The organism is Anaeromyxobacter dehalogenans 2CP-1, assembly GCF_000022145.1.
GTDB lineage: Bacteria > Myxococcota > Myxococcia > Myxococcales > Anaeromyxobacteraceae > Anaeromyxobacter > Anaeromyxobacter dehalogenans.
Map to the genome: position 1 here is coordinate 3,155,852 of NC_011891.1, position 17,961 is coordinate 3,173,812.

20 protein-coding genes and 1 tRNA gene are annotated in these 17,961 nt (G+C 75.2%); 14 read left to right on the plus strand and 7 right to left on the minus strand.

Features of this window, described 5'->3' with window-relative positions; all coding sequences use genetic code 11:
- Positions 1-94: 94 nt before the first annotated feature.
- The 4 genes from A2CP1_RS14390 (at position 95) to A2CP1_RS14405 (ending at position 6,161) form a co-directional block, all read left to right on the plus strand.
- Positions 95-802, plus strand: a complete 708-nt coding sequence (locus A2CP1_RS14390; RefSeq protein WP_012633944.1) for a sterol desaturase family protein — start codon at positions 95-97, stop codon at positions 800-802.
- 78 nt (positions 803-880) lie between these two features.
- Positions 881-953, plus strand: a tRNA-Glu gene (locus tag A2CP1_RS14395).
- Positions 954-1,647: 694 nt separating this feature from the next.
- Positions 1,648-2,274 (plus strand): hypothetical protein, encoded by a 627-nt coding sequence (locus A2CP1_RS14400; RefSeq protein WP_012633945.1) that lies wholly within the window; start codon positions 1,648-1,650, stop codon positions 2,272-2,274.
- A 533-nt stretch (positions 2,275-2,807) separates the two neighbouring features.
- Positions 2,808-6,161 carry a PKD domain-containing protein gene (locus A2CP1_RS14405; protein ID WP_012633946.1) on the plus strand — a complete coding sequence of 1,118 codons (3,354 nt, stop codon included), beginning with the start codon at positions 2,808-2,810 and terminating at the stop codon, positions 6,159-6,161.
- A gap of 23 nt (positions 6,162-6,184) precedes the next feature.
- Here the strand turns inward: A2CP1_RS14405 and A2CP1_RS14410 are convergent, their stop codons facing one another.
- The 4 genes from A2CP1_RS14410 to A2CP1_RS14425 all read right to left on the minus strand — a co-directional run bounded on the left by A2CP1_RS14410 (position 6,185) and on the right by A2CP1_RS14425 (position 9,444).
- Positions 6,185-7,408, minus strand: a complete 1,224-nt coding sequence (locus tag A2CP1_RS14410; protein WP_245529785.1) for a hypothetical protein — start codon at positions 7,406-7,408, stop codon at positions 6,185-6,187.
- Between the two features lie 45 nt (positions 7,409-7,453).
- Positions 7,454-8,266 carry an AraC family transcriptional regulator gene (locus tag A2CP1_RS14415; RefSeq protein WP_012633948.1) on the minus strand — a complete coding sequence of 271 codons (813 nt, stop codon included), beginning with the start codon at positions 8,264-8,266 and terminating at the stop codon, positions 7,454-7,456.
- Positions 8,267-8,317: 51 nt separating this feature from the next.
- Positions 8,318-8,719: a low affinity iron permease family protein gene (locus A2CP1_RS14420; protein WP_041450683.1), complete on the minus strand. Its 402-nt coding sequence runs from the start codon at positions 8,717-8,719 to the stop codon at positions 8,318-8,320.
- Positions 8,720-8,796: 77 nt separating this feature from the next.
- Complete coding sequence (locus A2CP1_RS14425; protein WP_012633950.1) at positions 8,797-9,444, minus strand: DUF2845 domain-containing protein; 648 nt, start codon at positions 9,442-9,444, stop codon at positions 8,797-8,799.
- 136 nt (positions 9,445-9,580) lie between these two features.
- Between A2CP1_RS14425 and A2CP1_RS14430 the strand changes: the two genes are divergently transcribed.
- Positions 9,581-9,985: a universal stress protein gene (locus tag A2CP1_RS14430; protein WP_012633951.1), complete on the plus strand. Its 405-nt coding sequence runs from the start codon at positions 9,581-9,583 to the stop codon at positions 9,983-9,985.
- Here the strand turns inward: A2CP1_RS14430 and metF are convergent, their stop codons facing one another.
- Positions 9,986-10,888, minus strand: coding sequence for a methylenetetrahydrofolate reductase [NAD(P)H] (gene metF / locus A2CP1_RS14435; protein ID WP_012633952.1), 903 nt, complete (start codon positions 10,886-10,888; stop codon positions 9,986-9,988). It abuts the gene before it with no gap.
- Between the two features lie 93 nt (positions 10,889-10,981).
- Between metF and greB the strand changes: the two genes are divergently transcribed.
- The 4 genes from greB to A2CP1_RS14455 all read left to right on the plus strand — a co-directional run bounded on the left by greB (position 10,982) and on the right by A2CP1_RS14455 (position 13,450).
- Entirely contained in the window at positions 10,982-11,473 is a 492-nt protein-coding gene (gene greB, locus A2CP1_RS14440; protein ID WP_012633953.1) for a transcription elongation factor GreB, read from the plus strand.
- Positions 11,470-11,979, plus strand: a complete 510-nt coding sequence (locus A2CP1_RS14445) for a hypothetical protein (protein ID WP_012633954.1) — start codon at positions 11,470-11,472, stop codon at positions 11,977-11,979. Before greB ends, A2CP1_RS14445 begins: the two co-directional genes overlap by 4 nt.
- A gap of 284 nt (positions 11,980-12,263) precedes the next feature.
- On the plus strand, positions 12,264-13,049 hold the full coding sequence (locus tag A2CP1_RS14450; protein WP_012633955.1) for an endonuclease/exonuclease/phosphatase family protein: 786 nt from the start codon (positions 12,264-12,266) through the stop codon (positions 13,047-13,049).
- Positions 13,050-13,159: 110 nt separating this feature from the next.
- Entirely contained in the window at positions 13,160-13,450 is a 291-nt protein-coding gene (locus A2CP1_RS14455) for a YtxH domain-containing protein (RefSeq protein WP_012526778.1), read from the plus strand.
- A gap of 3 nt (positions 13,451-13,453) precedes the next feature.
- On the opposite strand, the gene yihA is transcribed toward A2CP1_RS14455, so the two are convergent.
- Positions 13,454-14,104: a ribosome biogenesis GTP-binding protein YihA/YsxC gene (gene yihA / locus A2CP1_RS14460; protein ID WP_012526779.1), complete on the minus strand. Its 651-nt coding sequence runs from the start codon at positions 14,102-14,104 to the stop codon at positions 13,454-13,456.
- A 9-nt stretch (positions 14,105-14,113) separates the two neighbouring features.
- A complete protein-coding gene (locus A2CP1_RS14465; RefSeq protein ID WP_012633956.1) occupies positions 14,114-14,650 on the minus strand; it encodes a cytochrome c family protein in 537 nt (178 codons plus the stop codon).
- A gap of 22 nt (positions 14,651-14,672) precedes the next feature.
- Here A2CP1_RS14465 and A2CP1_RS14470 point away from each other — a divergent pair, with 22 nt between their 5' ends.
- The 5 genes from A2CP1_RS14470 (at position 14,673) to A2CP1_RS14490 (ending at position 17,942) form a co-directional block, all read left to right on the plus strand.
- Positions 14,673-15,161, plus strand: a complete 489-nt coding sequence (locus tag A2CP1_RS14470; protein ID WP_012633957.1) for a hypothetical protein — start codon at positions 14,673-14,675, stop codon at positions 15,159-15,161.
- Positions 15,162-15,167: 6 nt separating this feature from the next.
- Positions 15,168-15,803, plus strand: coding sequence for a dephospho-CoA kinase (gene coaE, locus A2CP1_RS14475; RefSeq protein ID WP_012633958.1), 636 nt, complete (start codon positions 15,168-15,170; stop codon positions 15,801-15,803).
- Between the two features lie 7 nt (positions 15,804-15,810).
- Entirely contained in the window at positions 15,811-16,956 is a 1,146-nt protein-coding gene (locus A2CP1_RS14480; protein WP_012633959.1) for an SDR family oxidoreductase, read from the plus strand.
- 97 nt (positions 16,957-17,053) lie between these two features.
- Positions 17,054-17,461, plus strand: coding sequence for a MaoC family dehydratase (locus A2CP1_RS14485; protein WP_012633960.1), 408 nt, complete (start codon positions 17,054-17,056; stop codon positions 17,459-17,461).
- Between the two features lie 4 nt (positions 17,462-17,465).
- Entirely contained in the window at positions 17,466-17,942 is a 477-nt protein-coding gene (locus tag A2CP1_RS14490; protein WP_012526785.1) for an FAS1-like dehydratase domain-containing protein, read from the plus strand.
- Positions 17,943-17,961 lie beyond the last annotated feature (19 nt).

Sequence of the window (17,961 nt, forward strand, 5' to 3'; positions counted from 1 at the left end):
TGCGGGGCGCCAGCGTTCAGTTGCGACTCGGGCGCCCGCGCCCCTAACTTTTCGCGGCCCTGCCGGCGCCGCCGGCGACCCGGAGACGCGGATCATGACCCAGGCCTCTCGTTCGGAGCTCCGCGCCGAGCTGCTCTCCCGGATCCCGCGGCATTACTCGCCCTGGGTGCACCTGCTCTTCCCGACGGTGGCGGGCCTCGCCATCGCCGCGTTCGCGCTCTCGCGCATCGCGGGCCTCGGGGCGTGGCAGGTCGCCGCCGTTCCGGCCTTCCTCGTGTTCGGCAACGCCGTCGAGTGGACCGCGCACCGCGGGATGCTGCACCGGCGGCTGCGCTTCGCCGAGGTGTTCTACGTTCGCCACACGCCGCAGCACCACGCGGTGTACGTCGCCGACGACATGGCCCTGCGCGACTGGCGAGAGCTGAAGCTGGTGCTGCTCCCGGCCTACGGCCTGCTCGCCATCCTCGCCGTCACCTCGCCGCTCACGCTCGCCTTCGTCTGGCTCCGCCAGCCCAACCTGGCCGCGCTGTGGGTCGCGAGCGTGGTGCTCTACGTGCTCTCCTACGAGTGGCTCCACCTCGCCTACCACCTGCCCCAGGACCGGTGGCTGGCGCGGACCGCGCTCGTCCGCACGCTGCGGCGGCACCACCAGCTCCACCACGCGCCGCACCTCATGCACCGCTGGAACTTCAACGTGACCGTGCCGCTCTGGGACTGGGTCCGCGGGACGGTGTACCAGGCGCCCGCGCCCGGTCCACGCGCCGCGCCGCAGCCCACCGGCGCGGCCGGCCGCGCGCCTTGATCCCGCGCAGTCGGCCGCCGCCCCGTCCGGGAAACGCGACCCTTTACATGAGCCCAAGGGTCGGGTACTAGACCGCGCGACCCCATCGTCTAGAGGCCCAGGACACGGCCCTTTCAAGGCTGTAACCGGGGTTCGAATCCCCGTGGGGTCACTCAGTAATCTCGCAGTCACCCGCTGGACTTGGCCTCCTCCAGCGCCCGTCTCCCGCAGCGCTCCGCGCGTGTCACCGCGCCATGGGCGAACACGCGAGCACCTCCTCTCGAAGCCGGGGGCCGTGGGGGCGGGTCCTCGTGTGCGCTCCCGCCCTCGCCCGCTCTCGCGACGTGGCGAAGGAATGCTCGGCGCGCGACTTCGATCGCAGGACGCGCGCGGATGGCGTCCGATGCACCTGGCGCGCTCGCAAACGAGGCCGCACGTATCGCTGACGCGACGTGCGGCCTCGGACATGCTCGCCGCGCGCACCGGCTGGTTCCGCGCGCGAGAGGTGATCGTCGCGTGCTGCGCCTGCGCTGACCGTCGCGGTCGCGGGCGAGGGCGTCCGCGCTGCGAACCGGGTCCGTGGGAGGCGGCTTCGAGGCACCACGGCGAGGCCTTCGTCCGGGAGCGCCGCCCCCGCGGCCCGCCTCCAGGACAGGGCCCGCAGGAGGCGGCGGCGCGAGGCCCCTTCACGGAGCGCGCCGCGGCCGGCGCCGTGATCCCCGCGCGCGCGCCGCTGATGGCGAACCCACACGTGTCGTGAAGTTGGCGTGCGCGAGCGGCGCGCCGGGGTTATCGGGTCGCTCCGTTCCGCCGATCGCCGGCCCTCGCATCACGCGGGCGGCCTGGACGACCCGGAGGGGGAGACGATGCACCCGCTCACGCATGCACGGGCCAGGCTGATCGCGTTCGGACTGGCGGCCGTCGCTCCTTCCCTCCCGGCCATCGCCGAGACCGGCCGCGCTCCGCCTGCCGCCGCCGCGCGCGCACCCACGGCGGAGCGGGACGGGTCGCACGACTTCGACTTCGAGATCGGGACCTGGAAGACGCGGGTGAAGCGCCTGAAGGCCCCGCTCACCGGCTCGACCACGTGGCTCGAGTACGAGGGCACCACCGCCGTCAGGAAGGTGTGGGGCGGCCGCGCCAACCTGGTCGAGCTGGACGTCACCGGCCCCGCGGGCCGGATCGAGCTCCTCAGCCTGCGCCTGTACAACCCCGAGGCGCGCCAGTGGAGCCTGAGCGTCGCGAGCGTCCGCGGCGGGACGCTCGGCCCGCCCGCGGTGGGCGAGTTCCGGAACGGACGCGGCGAGTTCTACTCGATGGAGACGATGGACGGCCGGTCCGTCCTGGTCCGGTTCGTGATCTCCGACGTCACCGCGGACTCGTGCCGCTTCGAGCAGGCCTTCTCCGTGGACGGCGGCAAGACCTGGGAGGTGAACTGGGTCGCGGTGGACACGCGAACGAAGGACGGCGCCGGCTCGGGCGCGGTGCGCTAGCAGGGAAGCGCCGAGGCAGCGGGGAACGGTACCGATCCGTCGACCCCCGGTCGCCCCGCGGCTCACAGCGGACCACCGCCTCTTGCCCTCGAGGACCACCGCGCCCCGCGGGTCGTCCCGGCCGCGCCGGCGTGAGACGCGGTGACCGTGGCGTCGAGGCCGACCCGCGTCGTTCGACCCGGTAGGCCCCCTTCGTCTCCCGGTGGCACGCTCGGGCCCGGTCTCCCGGGGCTGGCGCGACCGGGTCCCGCCGCCTCCACGAGCACCGCGTCACAGGTCCGCGACGCCCCGGTGGCTGCCGCTCGCCCCAGACGCACCGTCCGCGCGCGCGAACCGTGCGTCCGCAAAACGTACGCCGGGGCGGCACACGGCGGCACACGGGCCCACGCCGTCGCTTGATCGGGCACATCGACACCATGCGAGGGTGTCCCGCGAACATGGGACGCGATATCGCGGAGGTGAAGATGCGACACGGATGGTGCGGGCTTGCGGCAGCGCTGCTGATCGTCACGGGATGTGGTGGGCCGACCGACATGACGGACAGCGACGGTGACGGCGTGGCGGCCGACCCCGCCGCGGCGACCGCCGCCACCCTGGCGGTACAGCCCGGCTTCCCGATCGGGGCCAAGACGAACGGCACCCGCACCGCCACGACGCCTACCTACGCCGTCGCCGCCGGCGACGTGGTCCTCGCCTTCGTCGCCTCCGACGCGCCCGCCGGCAACGCCGGCTTCTCCGTGGCCAACCGCTCCGTCACCGGCGGCACCCTCGCCTGGACCCGCGTCGGCTCCATCGCCAATACCCGGAACGGCGCAGTCGCCGTCTACCGCGGCACCCCGTCGGCCGCCCTCACCGGCGTCACCACCACCGTCACCGAGACCGGCGGCAACCAGGCCTACATCTCCGTCGTCGCCATCGCCGGCGCCAGCCAGACCCTCGGCGCCGTCACCGCCGGCGGCGGCTCGGGCACCGCCGCCTCCCTCACCGTGAACGCCACCGCCGCCGGCTCCTGGATCCTCGCCGTCGGCGAGGACTGGTACAGCACCACCCGCCGCACCCTCGCCGCCACCACCACCCCCACCCTCGTCGACGAGCGCTCCGACCCCGCCCTCAACGACTACTGGGTCGAGCGCGCCACCACCGCCGCCGCCGGTTCCTTCCGCATCGGCACCTCCGCCCCTTCCACCGCGGACTGGAACATGATCGCCGTCGAGGTCCTGCCCGCGACCGCGACCTCCACCCCGACGCCGCCCCCGCCCGCGCCCACCGGCGTGAAGGCGGGCTTCCCGGTCGCAACGGAGACGAACGGCACCCGCACCGCCACGACGCCCACCTACGCCCTCGCCGCCAGCGACGTGGTCCTCGCCTTCGTCGCCTCCGACGCGCCCGCCGGCAACGCCGGCTTCTCCGTGGCCAACCGCTCCGTCACCGGCGGCACCCTCGCCTGGACCCGCGTCGGCTCCATCGCCAATACCCGGAACGGCGCAGTCGCCGTCTACCGCGGCACCCCGTCGGCCGCCCTCACCGGCGTCACCACCACCGTCACCGAGACCGGCGGCAACCAGGCCTACATCTCCGTCGTCGCCATCGCCGGCGCCAGCCAGACCCTCGGCGCCGTCACCGCCGGCGGCGGCTCGGGCACCGCCGCCTCCCTCACCGTGAACGCCACCGCCGCCGGCTCCTGGATCCTCGCCGTCGGCGAGGACTGGTACAGCACCACCCGCCGCACCCTCGCCGCCACCACCACCCCCACCCTCGTCGACGAGCGCTCCGACCCCGCCCTCAACGACTACTGGGTCGAGCGCGCCACCACCGCCGCCGCCGGTTCCTTCCGCATCGGCACCTCCGCCCCTTCCACCGCGGACTGGAACATGATCGCCGTCGAGGTCCTGCCCGCGACCGCGACCTCCACCCCGACGCCGCCCCCGCCCGCGCCGGTCGCCGCGCAGCCGTCCATCAACCCGGCAGCGGGCACCTACGCGAGCAGCGTCACGGCCACCATCACCTGCCCGACCGCGGGCACCGTCCCGTACCGCACCACCGACGGGAGCGCGCCCACCACCTCCTCGCCCCAGAGCGCCACCGCCACGTTCAGCGCCACCGGCACGCTCAACGCGATCTGCTCCGGGACCGGGTACTCGCCCAGCACGGTCGCGTCCGCCGCGTACACGATCACGACGAGCACCGGCGGGACCGGCGGCACCCCCACCGGCACGCCGATGACCACCGCGCACCGGACGTCGGGCGTCGCGCCGCTGGCGGTCTTCTTCGACGCCGTGAACACCAGCGCCTCCGGCACCGCCGCGCCGTTCGCCTGGAGCAGCGGCGTGTACCAGCCGTCCGACCTCGAGGGGACCCAGTACAGCTGGAGCTTCGGGGATCCGGGCTCCGGGACCTGGAACGCGACCGGCGCCTCGAAGGACCAGGCCACCGGCTACACCGCCGCCCACGTGTACGAGACGCCCGGGACGTACACGGTCTCGCTGAGCCAGGCCGACACCACCGGGACGGTCCGCACCTACGTCCAGACCATCACCGTGACCGCGTTCGCCGGCACCACCTACTACGTGGCCGCGAGCGGCAACGACTCCGCGGCGGGCACCTCCGAGGCGACCCCGCTCCGCACCGTCGCGCGCGCCATGTCGGTCGCCCTGGCGACCTCCGGGCCGGTGAGGGTGCTGTTCCGCCGCGGGGACACCTTCCCCGTGTCCGCCGCGTATGCCATCACCAAGCCGGGCCCCGGCATCATCGGCGCGTACGGGAGCGGCAACCGCCCGATCTTCACGGTGGCCGAGCTCGGGGACGTGAACGTCTTCAGCCCGCGGGGCACCGGCGCCGACTGGCGCATCATGGACCTCGACATGCGCGGGCCGAGCCTCTCGACCGGAACCGGTCCGGTCGGTCCGGACGTCTCTCACCAGGGCGTGAACCTGCTCGTGCTGCGCCTGCGCGCGTCCAACTGGTACGTGGGGATCGGCTGGGGTGACTGGACGCCGATCTACGCGACGCCGCACGACGGCATGTTCGTCGTGGACAGCGAGTCCCCCGGCAACGGCGGCTACGGCATGTACCTCGGCGGACGCAGGATCGCCCTGCTCGGCAACGTCGTGAGCGACCCCGTCCAGACCCACGTCTGCCGCGTGTGGCAGGCGCACAAGGGCGTGATCTCCAACAACGCGCTGCTGCGGCCGGGCGGGCAGCGTCACGCCCTGAAGCTGCACGGGCCGGTCGTCAACGACGGCCGCCCGGAGACGCGCTGGGTGTCCATCAGCGACAACTTCTTCCAGGCGAGCGGCACGTCGCAGTGGACCGTCTCGATGGGCTCGCCGAGCTCGGCCCTGTCCGAGAGCAGCCCGGTGTCGCACGTCGTCTTCGAGCGCAACCGCTTCGGCGGCTCGGCGTCGCTGGTCGCGGACATCGAGAGCGAGGCGAGCCACGTCATGGTGCGGAACAACGTGTTCGACGACACGGCCGCCTCGGCGGTGTCGGTGCTCTGGGCGCAGCGCAACACCGGCGTCCCCGCCCCGGACGACGTCCGCATCTACAACAACACCGTGTACGACGGCACCGCCGGCTCGGGCTCCGGGCTGCTGCAGACGAACTCGAGCGTCACGAACCTGCGCGTCCGCAACAACCTGTACGGCGCGGCCACGCTCTCGAGCGTCTCCCTGATCCAGGGCGCGGGCGGCGCCGGGTGGGCGGCCGACCACAACCTCGCCACCTCCTCGCCAGGGTTCGCGAACGCCGCCGGGGGCGACTTCTCGCTCGGCTCCGGCTCGCCGGCCGTGGACGCCGGCGCGGCCCTCCGCGACGCCGGGCTCGACTACCAGCTGTCGGCGCGCCCGCGCGGCGCCGGGTACGACCTGGGCGCGTACGAGTCGCGCTGAGGCCCGAGCGCGCCGGCGGCGGATCACCGTCCCGCCGTCGGCGCCGCCCCGGCCAGCGCGCCGGGCCCCAGGAACGCCTCGACCGTGCGCGCCAGCCGCTCGCCGGTGAGGTCGCCGCGTCGCACCGCGTCCACCAGGAACGCCGGGACCACCACCGGGCCGCCCGCGGCCGCCTCGGCGCGCCGGAGCTCGACGTAGAGCGCGGCGGCGAGCACGTGCATGCCGCCGTCGTGCTCGCGCCAGTAGCCAGCCTGATCCGGGCGCCCGACGCCGAGCTGCTCCGCGACCACGCCCTCCATGGCCTCCACCACGTCCTCCTCCACGTAGCCCTCGACGGTGTTGTAGCCGAACGAGGGATCGTGGTGGTCCACGCGCGCCCGGATGACCGGATCGGCCCCGAGCGCCGCCACCGCCTGCGCGATCTCGGGGCGCGTGGCCTCGTACGGTGGGTGCATCATCTCGTGGATCGCGTTGCGGACCATCACGTCGGAGGGGAACGTCACGTCGGCGAGGAACCGGGTCCCGACGATGCGGATCCCGTGCGGCCTCGCGAACGCGAGCACGTGGACGGTGATGCGGCGCGATGGAAGCGCCTTCCCGAGCCGCGCCTCGACGGCCGGGACGACGTCGTGGGGGCGGAGGAACGGAGCCAGCTCGGCGATGCGCCGCTCGATCCGCGGGCGCGCCCGGCGCTCCCAGAAGTCCTCGAACCCGGCGCGGCCGAGCGCCTGGAGCGCGCGGATCAGGTGCGGCCGGGCGCGCTCGTACGTGGCCCAACCCTCCTCGCTCCAGTACGGGGTGCGCTCGAGCGCGGCCCGCGCCCGCGCCGGAACGCGCGCCACCCGCAGCAGCCACGCGATCGCGCCGCGCGCGCGGGGCGGCGCGGCGCCGAGCCCGCCCGCCTCGGCGGCCGAGAACACGAGGCCGAGGCGCGCCGAGACGATGCCCGCCGCCTCGTCCTTCAGGATCCGCTTCACGGCTCGGAAGGCGTCGCGCTCGGCGGGGGTGAGCCGCGCGTCGAAGTGGCGGTACTCCTCCTCGAAGAACCGCACGTAGAACGGATCGCCGCCCAGCACGCCGATCAGGCAGAGCGCGTCGTAGGCGGGCGCGGCGGTGACCTCCCACTCGGTGACGCGAGGGGCGGGCGAAGCCTGGACGGGCAGCGCGGGCGTCACGGCCGGCGCCGCGGCGACGAGCGCGAGGGCGGAGAGGAAGGCGAGGCGGTCGGTGGCGCGAGGTGCGATCATGAGCGCCGGCATAGCAGGCCGGCGGCGCCGCCGGCTTGTACCGGCTTAACCTCGGCGCGACGGCGCCCGCGCACGCCCCATCCGCGCGGCGCGGTACTGGCTGGGCGTCAGCCCGGTCGCCTCCCGGAAGCGGCGCGCCAGGTGCGGGTGATCCGCGAACCCGCACGCGGCGGCGGCCTCGGTCACCGTCCGCCCGGGCTCGGCGAGCAGGTCGAAGGCGCGCCGGAGCCGCACGCCCGCCAGGAACTGGCCCATCGTGCACCCCAGCACGCGCCGGAACGTGCGCGCCACGTGCACCGGGTGGACGCCTGCCTCCCGCGCCACGTCGGCGAGCCCGAGCGGCTCGTCGGACCGGTCGTGCAGGAGCTCCACCGCCCGCCGGAGCCAGGCGGGCCGCCCCGCCTCCGAGGCGGCCGGCGCGAGCGCGGCGAGCTGCAGCGCCGCGTCCTCGGCGGCCGGACCGGCGCCGGACAGCGCGCGGAACAGCCCCAGCGCGGCCGCGTACGGCACCCCCCCGCGCGCCACGCGTCCGGCGCCACCGGGCGCGGGCCGCACCCCCGCGTCCTCGAGCAGGCCGGGCGGCAGCTCCACGTTGAGGAGGTGCCCGCCCGAGGGCGAGAACCGGTCCTCGTGGGCCTCGCCCGGCGGGTGCCAGATCACGGTCCCGAGCGCGCAGTCGCGCTCGCCGGCGGCGGTCCGCTCCCGGTACGTGCCCGAGAGCAGGCACGAGACGTAGGCGCGCTCGTGCCGGTGCGGAGGCAGCGCCTCCCCGCCCGCGAACAGCGCCTCGGTCACCTCGAAACGGCCCGCGCGCCGGCGGCGGACGATGTCGCCCAGGTACGCCACGGCCGGATCCATACGGCGAATGGCCCCGAGGCGCACGCGCACGGGTGGGCTGCCGCGCCGCGCTCAGGCGCCGGATGCGCCGCCGGCCTGCTTCGCTTCCTCCCGCGCGGTGGCCCGGGCCCGCACCTTCCGGAACTCGGCCTCGAGCTCGGTCAGCTCCTCGTCGGTGGCGTGCTCGAGGTCGGCGAAGATGTTCCGCGCCCGTCGCTGCGCGCGGATGAGCTCGTCGATCTTCAAGTGCAGCGCGCGGGTCTCGCGGTTCTGCGTCGCCTGGATGAGGAACACCATCAGGAACGTCACCACCGTGGTGCCGGTGTTCACCACCAGCTGCCAGCTGTCGCTGAAGCCGAACAGCGGCCCGGTGGCGGCCCAGACCACCACCGCCCCGAGCGCCACCAGGAACGCGCGGTGCGTCCCGACCACCTCGGAGATGAAGAAGGCCAGGCGATGGAACGCGTCCTTCACCCGGTAAAGGTGAGCACCGGACGGGCCGAGCGGCGCGAGGCGCTGCGCTGCGGGCGCCCGCGCGGCCACCCGCCGCCCTAGGGCACGGTCGTCCCGTAGCCGCCGCGCTCCACGGCGATCACCCTCCCGCCCTCCAGCCGGGCGACGAGCGTGAAGCGCTGCGGCCCGAAGTCGAAGGTCCACAGATCCACCGGCACCCGCACCTCGCCCGCCGCGTCGCCCTGCCCACCCGCGGGCAGCGCGCGCGGCTCGACGACCACGTCCTTCGCGAGCGGCTCCCCGCACCGGACGAGGAGATCGAGCTTGCTCTCGCCGGCCCTCACCGCAGACGGATCGCAGCTCGCCCGCCCGGGGGGCCGCACCGCGGCCACGCGCTCCGGCGCATACCCGTACCCGCCGCGCTCGATCGCCGTCACCTTGCCTCCCTCGACGGTGACGAGGTCGATGAAGCGCTGCGGGCCGTGGTTGTAGATCCATTGCTCGACGACCGCGATCGATTCCTGGGACGCCCGGCCGGCGATCACGAGCACGCTGCGCTGGATCTCGCGCGCCTCGCGCAGCGCCGGCTCGCCGCACCGGGCGAGCAGGTCGAGCCTCGAGGCACCGAGCTCCACCGTGCCGCCGTCGCACCGGAGCGACGACTCGCCCGCGCGGGCGGCGGGCGCGAGCAGCGCGAGGAGCAGGAGCAGGAGCAGGAGCAGGAGCACGAGCGGGCGGGCGTGCATGGGGGGCCTCCGGGAGCGGGAGCACAGCGTACCACGTTCGGTGAACGCCCGGGGGCGCGGCGGGCGTGCGCGCGCCCCGCCGCCGCCCCGCTGCGCGCGGCGCCGGCGCGACCGCATCCTTCCGGCAGAGGCCGGCATGATCGAGATCCCCTGGAAGACGGTGTGCTGCCCGGTGGACCTGTCCGATGCGTCGCGCGCGGCGCTGCGCGTCGCGAGCGACGTCTGCCGGCGGCTCGACGCCTCGCTCACGCTGCTGCACGTGCAGGAGGGCGCGCCGGCGGCGGAGCGGCTGGCCGAGTGGCGCGCCGCGGCCGAGGCCGCCGGGGTGAAGCGCGTCTCCGCGGAGGAGACCGGCGGCGATCCCGAGACCGCCATCGCGGAATGGGTGGACGCGCACGGGGTCGACCTGGTGGTGATGGGCACGCACGGCCGCACCGGGCGGACGCACGCGCTGGTGGGCTCGGTGGCGGAGAGCACGGTCCGGCGGGCGCGCTGCCCGGTGATGGTGGTCCACGACGAGTGGACCGGCACGCTGCACTGATCAGCCGCGCCAGGGCTCGCAGGCCCGGAGCGCCGCCACGATGGCACGCGTCGAGGGCGAGCGGTTCAGCGTGTAGAAGTGGATCCCGGGGGCGCCGCGGCGCAGCAGGTCCGCGCACTGCAGCGTCGCGTAGGCCACGCCCAGCTCGCGGGCGCTCTCCGGGTCCGCGCGCCGGACCTCCATCGCCGCGCGGAGCGGCGGCGGGATGGCGGCGCCGCACATGGCGGTGAAGCGCTCCACCTGCTCGACGTTGGTGAACGGCATGATCCCGGGCACCACCGGCACCTCGACGCCGCCGGCGCGCGCGCGCTCGACGAAGCGGAAGTAGTGCGCGTTCTCGAAGAACAGCTGCGTCACCAGGAAGTCGCTGCCGGCGTCGACCTTGAGCTTCAGGTGGCGGAGGTCCTGCGCCAGGTCCCGGGTCTCGGGGTGGCCCTCGGGGTACGCGGCGGCGCCCACGCAGAAGCGCCAGCGCTCCGGCTGCGACCGGATGAACGCGACGAGCTCGCTCGCGTGCGTGAAGCCGTCCGGGTGCGGGACGAACCCGCCCTGCCCGCGCGGCGGATCGCCGCGCAGCGCCAGCACGTTCTGGATCCCGGCCTCCGCCACCTCGTCGAGCACGGCCGCGATCTCGTCGCGCGACGCGCCCACGCAGGTGACGTGCGCCATCGCCTCGACCTCGGCGTCGCGCTTGAGCCGCTTCACCAGCTCGATGGTCTTCGCCCGGGTGGACCCGCCGGCGCCGTACGTCACCGACACGTAGGCGGGGCCGAGCGGGCGCAGCGCCTCGACCGTCTCGAACAGGCCTCGCACCCCGTCGTCGGTCTTGGGCGGGAAGAACTCGAAGGAGAAGATGGGCTCGCCCCGCTCTCGGGCGAAGCGCAGGAGGTCGGTGATCCGCACAGGCCCGCGAGAGTAGCCCGGCCCGGCCGCGCGGCGCCAGCTTCCTGCGGTTGACAGCGGCGCCGCTCCGCGGGAATCGTTCGTCGCACCACCATGTCCAGGACGCCCCGATACATCACGCCCGAAGGGTTCCGGCGCCTCGCCGCCGAGCACGCCCGCATCTGGACCGAGCTGCGGCCGCGCATCGTGGCCGAGGTCGAGGCCGCCGCCGCGCTGGGCGACCGCAGCGAGAACGCCGAGTACATCTACGGCAAGAAGAAGCTGCGGGAGCTGGATCGCCGCCTGCGCTTCCTCTCGGAGAAGATGGACTCGCTCTCGGTGGTCGAGCCGCGGGCCCACCCGGACGGCCGGGCGTTCTTCGGCGCCTGGGTGACCGTCGAGCAGGAGGACGGCCAGGCGCGGAGGGTCCGCCTGGTCGGGCCGGACGAGTTCGACGTCGCCGCCGGGCTCATCAGCGTGGACGCGCCGCTCGGCCGGGCGCTGCTCGGCAAGCGCGAGGGCGACGTGGTGGTGGTGCACCGGCCCGCCGGCATGGTGGAATTGACCGTGGTGGAGGTCTCCTGGTCGGACCCGGAGGGCGGATGACGATCGAGACGGATCGGGCGGCGCAGCGCGAGCGCGTCGAGCGCTTCGCCCGCGAGCACCCCGGCAGCGTGATGTACGACGGCGCCACCCTGCTCGACGTCTACTCGGGCAAGCCGCTGCACCTCGACTGGATGCGGGTGGCGCGCCTGGAGGAGCGCTCCGACGCGGAGACCGGGCGCCCGTACCTGGCGCTGGCGCGCGACGACGGGAGCGAGGTCGCGATGGCCGAGCAGGGCGTGGTGTTCCCGCCGTGCACCACCGGGACCGGGCCGCTGGACGGCCTCCCGCGCGCGGTCTGCTTCCGCGACCTGGCCCAGGCCGAGGGCCGGCTCACCCACTTCCTGCTCGACCACCCGGACGAGCGCCCGAGCGCCACGCACGTCTCGCTGTTCCTGTTCTGCCTGGCGGTGGTGGACGGCGCGCGCGCCGCGGGGTTCGACGTCGGGCGCGAGGAGCGGCGCCTCGAGGCCGTCCTGAACGAGCTCGAGGCGCGCAAGCGCGGCTGAGAGCACGTGAACCCATCCCCTCCCGTCGCCGCCGGCGGCCGATCCGCGTCGGATCGCGTCGTTGCTCCTCCCTCACATGCCTCGGGGCATGCTCGGTCGTCGCGCCTCGCGCTGCTCGCGTCTCGACCGCCTGGCTCGGTCCGGGGATGGATTCACGCGCTCCGAGCGCGCCCCCTCCGTCCGCGGGTGCGCCGCCGGCGCGCGCGCCCCACCTTGCGCCCGTGGCGCGCGGCCGGCGTGCCCGGCCCCGGGCCGGGCGCCGCGCGGAGGGAGGGCGGGCGGGGGTGCGCTTCCGCGTGGTCACCTGGAACGTGCACGGCCTGCGCGGCGCGGGCCGCCGCCCCGATCCCGAGCGCATCGCCCGCGTGCTCGACGACATCGGCGCCGACGTGGCGGGGCTGCAGGAGGTCGGCGCGAGGCTCCCGGGCGCCGACGCGCACGCCGCCGAGGCGCTCGCGCGCCTCACCGGCCTGAACGGCGCGTTCGGCCCGACGCTCCAGCACGCGCGCGGCTTCGCGTACGGCAACGCCATCCTCTCCCGCCACCCCATCGACGCGACGCGCACCTACGACCTGTCGGTGCCCGGACGCGAGCCACGCGGCTGCCTGCGCGCCGATCTCGACCTCGGCCCGATGCGCGTCCACGTGTTCGCCGCCCACCTCGGCCTGCACTGGCGCGAGCGGCGGCGCCAGGCGGCCGCCCTGCTGTCGGCGGACATCCTGCGCGACGCCGCGCTCTCCCATCCCCTGGTGCTGGTGGGGGACTTCAACTCGCCCTCCGACCGCTCGGCGGTCCCGCGCTGGCTGCGCCGCACGCTCACCGACTGCGCCGTCGCGGCCGGCCGCCCCGCCGCCACGTTCCCGTCCGCCTGGCCGCTCCTGCGGCTCGACCGCGCCTACGTGGACGCCGCGCTGCGCGTCCTCGCCTGCGAGGTGATCCGGACGCCGCTCGCCCGCCGGGCCTCGGACCACCTGCCGCTCGTCGTCGAGCTGGAGCTCACCGAGGCCGCGCGCCGTCCGCCCGCCCCGCGGCCGGTCGAGGCGCCTGGCGTCCGGACGCGGACCGGGTGATCGCGCCGGCGACGGCGCGCGACCGCGTGTCCGGCCTCGGGGCCTCGATCGCGCCCCGCTCGATGCGCAGGCTGTGACGCGGGCCCGGGAGCGGGCGGGAGGGATACGACATGGCGATGTCCTGGAAGGCGATGAAGGGGATGCTCGACCGCGAGCTGCTCTTGAAGCGGATGGGGCTCGAGGAGCGCAGCCCGGCCGGCGACTTCTTCACCGGCCTCGGCCTGTTCTCGGTCGGCGTGCTGGTGGGCGCCGGGCTGGGCATGATGTTCGCGCCCCGCCGCGGCGAGGATCTGCGCGCGATGATGACGGACGCGTGGCGGCAGCGGACCGGCAAGCCGACCCAGGGGCCCGACTACCAGGCCATGGGCGCCGAGACGGCGATGCCGCCCCCGCAGCACTGACGCCTAGGCCGGCGGCTCCGCCTCGGCGGTCTGCGGCTCCTCGGCGGCGAGCGCCGCGAGCCGCGCCCAGAGCGCGTCGGTGCCGGTGCCCTCCACTGCGGAGAACGGCACCGCGTCACCGCGCGCCAGGCCGAGCGCGCGCTCGACCTGCTGGAGCGCGAGCACGCGGCGCGCCTTGGGCAGCTTGTCGGTCTTCGTCGCCGCGACCACGAGGCGCCGCCCCGCCGACACCAGGAACGCGGCGGCGTCCTCGTCGCTCTCCGAGGGCGGGTGGCGCGCGTCCACGATGAGCACCACCGCGCGCAGCACGTCGCGGTCGCGCAGGTAGTCCTCGATCATCGCCGTCCAGCGGTCGCGCTCGGCCCGCGCCACCTTCGCGTAGCCGTAGCCGGGCAGGTCGCAGAAGCGGATGGCGCGCGGCCGCGCCGCCGGCGTCGGCCGGTACGAGAGATCGAAGAACTGGAGCGCGCGGGTGCGGCCGGGGGTGGACGAGACGCGCGCCAGCCCCTTGCGCCGGGCGAGCGCGTTCAGCATCGACGACTTCCCCACGTTCGAGCGGCCCACGAACGCGATCTCGGGCGTGGCGCCGCGCGGCCACTCCTCGGGGCGGGTGGCGGTCTTGGCGAAGTCGGCGGAGACGACCTGGATCGGCACGTCGGGCTCCTAGCGGCCGCCGGGGCGGCGGGCGGGGGCCGGGGCTGGCCGCGCCGGCGCGCGGGGACCGGCCGGCGCCGCGGCATCGCCGGGCGCGGGGGTCCAGTGCGGGGACCAATGATCAATGAGCGGCAGCTTCCGCTTCGGGTCGAAGCGCAGCAGGCTCGGCGTCGAGTCGGTGTGGCAGGCGAGGCAGGTCTTCGGGCCCGGGTCCGCCAGGCCCACGGCGCGCGCCAGCTCGCGGTCGCGCATGACGTAGTCGGCCGCGTAGGCGCGCCCCGGGCCGTGGCAGGTCTCGCAGGAGACGCCGGCGAGCCCGTCCTCGCGATCGGGCGCGTGGCACGAGAGGCAGCGCGGGTCGTCCCGGCGCTCCGCCGGCAACACCTCGAGCGCGCGCGCGTGCGGGCTCACCCGCCACCGCTCGTACGCCGACGGGTGACACGCCTTGCACGCCTCGGGTCCCACCTTGTCGCCTGCGGCACGCGCGGCGGGAGCCAGGGCGACGAGGACGGCGGCGAGGAGCGGGAGGCGGAGGTCGGGGAGCACGGGCGCCGGAGTATAATGCGCCATGCGCCTCGTCTGGCTCTCCACCGCGTTCCTGCTCGCCCTCGGCCCCGTTTCCGCCACCGCACGCCCGTGGAAGGGGGTCACCCCGGGCGTCACGGCGCAGGCGGAGGTGGTCGGGAAGTTCGGCGAGCCCACCGCCCGCACCCGCCGCGGGGCGCGCACCGTGCTCGCGTACTACGGGGACCAGGCGCTGGAGGGGACCAAGCAGGCGCAGTTCCACCTCGATCCGGCCGGGACCGTCCAGGAGATCACGATCTTCCTCACCGTGCCGCTCGACGCGGACACCATCGAGGGGACCTACGGCAAGCCCACGCAGAAGACGTTCGTGGAGGACACGTTCCAGAAGGTCTGGCTCTACCCGGCGCAGGGCGTGACCGTGTACTTCGCGAAGGACGGGAGCGTCGAGGCGCTCTCGTTCGCGGCGGGGCGGCAGAAGGCCGCGCCGGCAGCCGCCAGGCCGGCCGCGGCCGAGGCCGCCGCGGCGCGCTGAGGGGGCGTGCGCGTCATCGGCCTGACCGGCGGGATCGCCACCGGCAAGAGCACCTTCGCCGCGCTCCTGCGCGCGCGGGGCGCGCCGGTGGTGGACGCGGACGCGCTGGCGCGGGCCGCGGTCGAGCCGGGGACGCCGGCGTTGGCGGAGATCGCCCGCACCTTCGGCGCGGAGGTGCTGCGCGAGGACGGCGCGCTCGATCGGAAGGCGCTCGCCGCCCGCGTGTTCGCGGACCCGGAGGCGCGGCGGCGGCTCGAGGCCATCACCCACCCCGCGGTCCGCCGCGCCATGCGCGAGGCGACCGATCGCCTGGCCGCGCAGGGCCACCCGCTCGCGTTCTACGACACGCCGCTGCTCTACGAGGTCGGGCTGGAGGCCCTGCTCGACGCGGTGGTGGTGGTGTGGGCGCCGCGCGACGTGCAGCGCGAGCGCCTGATCCGCCGCGACCGGCTCGACGCCGCCGACGTCGACGCGCGCCTGGCCGCGCAGCTCCCCGTGGACGAGAAGGCGGCCCGCGCGGACTTCGTGATCGACAACGCCGGCGCCCCCGAGGCGCTGGCCGGCAAGGCCGACCGCCTGCTCGCGGACCTCCGCGCGGGCCGGGGGCGCAGGCTTCCCAACGCGCCCCCCGTGCGCTATTGACCGCGGCATGGGCGCGCGCGTCCACTTCGTCACGGGGTACCCGGGCTTCATCGGGAAGCGGCTGGTGCGCCGCCTCCTCGAGGACGCGCTGCGGGCCGACGACCGCGTGGTGCTGCTGGTCCAGCCGCGCAACGCCGCCGCCGCGCGGGCCGACCTGGGCGCGCTCGGCGCGGAGCGGGCCGAGGTCCTGGAGGGCGACGTCGAGCAGATGCACCTCGGCCTCTCCGGCGCCGAGTGGAAGGCGCTCGCCCGCGAGGTGACCGACGTCTGGCACCTGGCGGCGCGCACCTGGCTGGGCGCCTCGCGCCCGGAGTTCCGCCGGGTCAACCTCGAGGGCACGCGCAACGTGCTGGAGCTGGGCCGCGCGGCCCGCCGGCTGCGCCGCCTCAACCACTTCTCCACCGCGTTCGTCTCCGGCGACCGGGTGGGCGTCATCCTCGAGGACGAGCTGGCCATGGGCCAGCGCTTCCACAACGCGTACGAGGAGACGAAGTACCAGGGCGAGCTGCTGGTCCGCGCGGCGCAGTCGGAGCTGCCCGCGACCATCTACCGCCCGAGCATCGTGGTGGGCGACTCCCGCACCGGCGAGATCGACCGGTTCGAGGGGCCCTACGCGCTCGCGATCCTGCTGGTGGCGTCGCCGCTGGCGGTCCCGCTGCCGCTCCCGGGCGACGCGGTGGCGCCGCTCAACGTGGTCCCGGTGGACTTCGTGGTGAACGCGGCGGTGGCCATCGGCGAGGCGCCCGCCGCGGCCGGGCGCACGGTGCACCTGGTGGACCCGGCGCCGCTCTCGGCGCGGCGCGTGTACGAGCTCATCGCCGCGCACGCGGGCAAGCGCCTGCCCTCGGTGTCGGTGCCGGCGCGCGTGCTCCAGGCGCTGCTGCAGCTCCCGCTGCTGGAGCGGCTCTCGCGCGTGCACCGGCCCGCCATCGAGTACGTGAACCACCTCGCGATCTACAACTGCCGCAACCTGCTCGAGCTGCTCGACGGCACCGGCGTCCGCTGCCCGCCCATCTCCAGCTACCTCGACCGGCTCATCGAGTTCGTGCAGGGGACGTTCGAGAAGCGGCGCGAGGCCGAGCTGGCGCAGCTCGCGGGCGAGCCCGACGATCCGCTCGACCCGCCTGCCCCGCCCGCGACCGGCGCCGCCTGAGCTCGCCCCGGGGCGCCGGCGCGGTGACGCCGCGCGTCGTGATTCCGAGGGGGTGCGCGGGCTTGTGCTCCGCCCGGACCTCCCTTACACGGGAGGGATGAAACGCCTCCAGGACTTCACCGTGGGCGACACCTTCGAAGCGTTCCGGGAGGTGGACTCGTACCGGCCGATCTACTACGCGGCCGCCTCCGGCGACTTCAACCCGATCCACATCGACCCGCTGGTGGGCCGCGCCGCCGGCTACTCCGGCGCCATCCTCCAGGGCATGTGCACCTTCTCGTGGCTGTCCGACGCGTGCGTCGCGTACCTGGGCGACCCGGCGCGGCTGCGCCGGATCCGGGCCCGCTTCACGAAGCCGGTGCAGGTGGGCGACGTGATCCGGTTCCAGGGCCGGTGCGTCGCGCTCGAGGGCCCGCGGATCGCGCTCGAGCTGGAGGCGACGAACCAGCGCGGCGAGGAGGTCCTGAAGGGCGCGGTGGCCGAGGGCCACCTCGGGGATGGGTGACCGCGTGCCGATCGACCGCAAGCACCTCGGCCGGCGCTACGGCCCGTACCGCTTCACGGTGGGTCTCGAGCAGATCCGCGACTTCGCCGCGGCGACCGGCGGCGGCGTGCCCGGCCGGGTCTTCGCGGTGCCGCCGGAGCGCGCCCACCCGTGGACCTGGGACGAGGCCGCGGCCGCCGCCTCGCCGCACGGCGGGCTGGTGGCGCCGCCCACCTTCGCGGCCGCGTTCGCCATCCAGCCGTTCGCGAACGCCTGCGCCGACCCGGCGCTGGGCGTGAACGTGCTCCGCCTCGTCCACGCGGAGCAGTCGTTCGAGCTGGAGGCGCCGGTGCGCCCCGGGGACGTGCTCGAGACCGAGGGCGAGATCACCCGGATCCAGGACCGGGGCAGCCTCGACTTCCTCGAGGTCACCACCGAGACCCGCAACCAGCGCGGCGAGCGCGTGGTGCGCGGGGTCTGGACCGCGATCATCCGGAACTGAGGCCCGCTCGTGGTGGGCC

Excerpts from the sequence above, each read along its gene's own strand:
- A2CP1_RS14390 (WP_012633944.1), top strand. The coding sequence starts at position 95 with ATGACCCAGGCCTCTCGTTCGGAGCTCCGCGCCGAGCTGCTCTCCCGG.
- A2CP1_RS14400 (WP_012633945.1), top strand. The coding sequence starts at position 1,648 with ATGCACCCGCTCACGCATGCACGGGCCAGGCTGATCGCGTTCGGACTG.
- A2CP1_RS14405 (WP_012633946.1), top strand. The coding sequence starts at position 2,808 with ATGACGGACAGCGACGGTGACGGCGTGGCGGCCGACCCCGCCGCGGCG.
- A2CP1_RS14410 (WP_245529785.1), bottom strand. The coding sequence starts at position 7,408 with ATGATCGCACCTCGCGCCACCGACCGCCTCGCCTTCCTCTCCGCCCTC.
- A2CP1_RS14415 (WP_012633948.1), bottom strand. The coding sequence starts at position 8,266 with ATGGATCCGGCCGTGGCGTACCTGGGCGACATCGTCCGCCGCCGGCGC.
- A2CP1_RS14425 (WP_012633950.1), bottom strand. The coding sequence starts at position 9,444 with ATGCACGCCCGCCCGCTCGTGCTCCTGCTCCTGCTCCTGCTCCTGCTC.
- A2CP1_RS14430 (WP_012633951.1), top strand. The coding sequence starts at position 9,581 with ATGATCGAGATCCCCTGGAAGACGGTGTGCTGCCCGGTGGACCTGTCC.
- greB (WP_012633953.1), top strand. The coding sequence starts at position 10,982 with ATGTCCAGGACGCCCCGATACATCACGCCCGAAGGGTTCCGGCGCCTC.
- A2CP1_RS14445 (WP_012633954.1), top strand. The coding sequence starts at position 11,470 with ATGACGATCGAGACGGATCGGGCGGCGCAGCGCGAGCGCGTCGAGCGC.
- A2CP1_RS14455 (WP_012526778.1), top strand. The coding sequence starts at position 13,160 with ATGGCGATGTCCTGGAAGGCGATGAAGGGGATGCTCGACCGCGAGCTG.
- A2CP1_RS14470 (WP_012633957.1), top strand. The coding sequence starts at position 14,673 with ATGCGCCTCGTCTGGCTCTCCACCGCGTTCCTGCTCGCCCTCGGCCCC.
- A2CP1_RS14480 (WP_012633959.1), top strand. The coding sequence starts at position 15,811 with ATGGGCGCGCGCGTCCACTTCGTCACGGGGTACCCGGGCTTCATCGGG.
- A2CP1_RS14485 (WP_012633960.1), top strand. The coding sequence starts at position 17,054 with ATGAAACGCCTCCAGGACTTCACCGTGGGCGACACCTTCGAAGCGTTC.